This is a genomic window from Thauera phenylacetica B4P (genome assembly GCF_000310225.1).
Taxonomy (GTDB): domain Bacteria; phylum Pseudomonadota; class Gammaproteobacteria; order Burkholderiales; family Rhodocyclaceae; genus Thauera; species Thauera phenylacetica.
Window position 1 is genome coordinate 1 of sequence record NZ_AMXF01000408.1, and the last position, 1,978, is coordinate 1,978.

2 protein-coding genes and 1 pseudogene are annotated in these 1,978 nt (G+C 70.0%); all 3 read left to right on the top strand.

All coding sequences use genetic code 11. The annotated features are described in order from the left end of the window. Nucleotides 1–207: 207 nt before the first annotated feature. Complete coding sequence (gene cysE / locus C667_RS22525) at nucleotides 208–963, top strand: serine O-acetyltransferase (RefSeq protein ID WP_004387021.1); 756 nt, start codon at nucleotides 208–210, stop codon at nucleotides 961–963. A 343-nt stretch (nucleotides 964–1,306) separates the two neighbouring features. Next, nucleotides 1,307–1,789, top strand: coding sequence for a Fe-S cluster assembly transcriptional regulator IscR (gene iscR, locus C667_RS22530; protein WP_004387022.1), 483 nt, complete (start codon nucleotides 1,307–1,309; stop codon nucleotides 1,787–1,789). Between the two features lie 12 nt (nucleotides 1,790–1,801). After that, nucleotides 1,802–1,978: pseudogene (locus tag C667_RS26620) on the top strand (cysteine desulfurase); the annotation flags it as partial.

The following is a 1,978-nucleotide window of genomic DNA, read 5'->3' on the forward strand; positions in this document are numbered from 1 at the left end:
TCGCGCCTGCCGGCGCTCCTCCAGAAACCGGCGCGGGTCGGAAGCTTTTGTAGGAGCGCCGGCAGGCGCGAACGCGGCTGCGCGCAAGCCGCGGGCTTTCGGGGGCGCGGTATAGTCGATTAAAATCATCGGGAATTGGTGGCCCGCCCGCTTGGGCGGTGCCGCTCCTCTTTCTTGTTGCTGCGCACACCCGGGAGTCCTTTCATCATGTTCAGCCGCCTCCGAGAAGACCTGGCCAGCGTCCGCGAGCGCGACCCCGCCGCGCGCTCCACGCTCGAGGTGCTGACCTGTTATCCCGGCATCCACGCGCTGATGTTCCACCGCCTCGCCCACGGCGCCTGGCGCCGCGGCTGGTTCCTGGTGGGGCGCTTCGCGAGCCACATCGGCCGCCTGCTCACCGGAATCGAGATCCACCCCGGTGCCAGGATCGGTCGCCGCGTGTTCATCGACCACGGCATGGGCGTGGTGATCGGCGAGACCGCGGAGATCGGCGACGACTGCACGATCTACCAGGGCGTCACCCTCGGCGGCACCTCGCTCTACCGCGGCACGAAGCGCCACCCCACCTTGGGGCGCGGCGTGGTGGTGGGCGCGGGCGCGAAGGTGCTCGGCGGCTTCACGGTGGGCGACGGCGCCAAGGTCGGCTCCAACGCGGTGGTGGTCAAGCCCGTGCCCGCCGGCGCGACCGCGGTGGGCAACCCCGCCCGCATCCTCGATTCCGAGCGCGACGCGGCGCGCGAGCAGAAGGCCGAGCAGATCGGCTTCAGCGCCTACGGCGTGACGCGCGACATGGACGACCCGGTGGCCAAGGCGCTGCACGGCCTGCTCGACCACTCGGTGGAGACCGACCGCCGCCTCCAGGCCATCCTCGCCCGCCTCGAGGCCGCCGGGATCAAGCTCGACGACACCGTGGCGCCGAGCGACGATTTCGACCCGGGGCGCCTGTCGCGGATGGTGGATTGAGCGGCAGGTACCGTCCGCGTCGATGGGCCGACAGCCGCTTTCGCGCCTGCCGGCGCTCCTACAGGGACTCCGCCGCTGTGTTTCTTGCACGAGCGCCGGCAACCTCGAATGCGACAGACGGGCCGCAGGGTCTCTTGTAGGAGCGCCGGCAGGCGCGAAAGCGGCGCACGGGGTCGGCACGTACGTCGATCTCGGCGCAGCCCTCGCGCCGCGCCTGCACGGCCGTACCTCCCTTTCCGATTAGTTGACTGTTTTTGTCGGGATCCCTATACTCGACCAAAATGATGGGATATTCGGCGGCCCCCGGCACGCGCGAGCCCGGACAGCCTTCGAGGAGAGCCTGATGCGACTTACGACCAAGGGACGGTTTGCGGTGACCGCGATGATCGACCTGGCTTCGCGCCAGGGGGACGGCCCGGTCACGCTGGCGGGCATCGCCGAGCGCCAGAGCATCTCGCTGTCCTACCTCGAGCAGCTCTTCGGCAAGCTGCGCCGGCACAAGCTGGTGAGCAGCGTGCGCGGTCCCGGCGGTGGCTACCGCCTGGCGCGGGCGATGGACGAGATCACCGTCACCGACATCATCATCGCGGTCGACGAGCCCCTGGATGCCACCCAGTGCGGCGGCAAGGAGAACTGCCACGACGACCACGTGTGCATGACCCACCACCTGTGGTCCAACCTCAACCAGCGCATCTACGCCTACCTCGACTCGGTGAGCCTGGAGGCGCTGGTCAAGCGCCAGGTGCGGCCCGATCCCGACATGACGGTGCTCAAGAGCGTGCGCCGGCGCAGCCGCATGCCGGTGCATGAGATCGCCGCGATCTGAGCCGAGGCGCGCATGAGCTTCGCCCCTATCTACCTCGACTGGAACGCGACCACGCCGCTCGATCCGGTGGTGAGCGAGGCGATGCTGCCCTGGCTCGGCGCGGCCGAGCCGGCGCGCTTCGGCAACGCCTCGAGTCGCCACGAGTACGGGCGGCAGGCGCGCGCGGCGGTGGACGACGCGCGCGCGCGC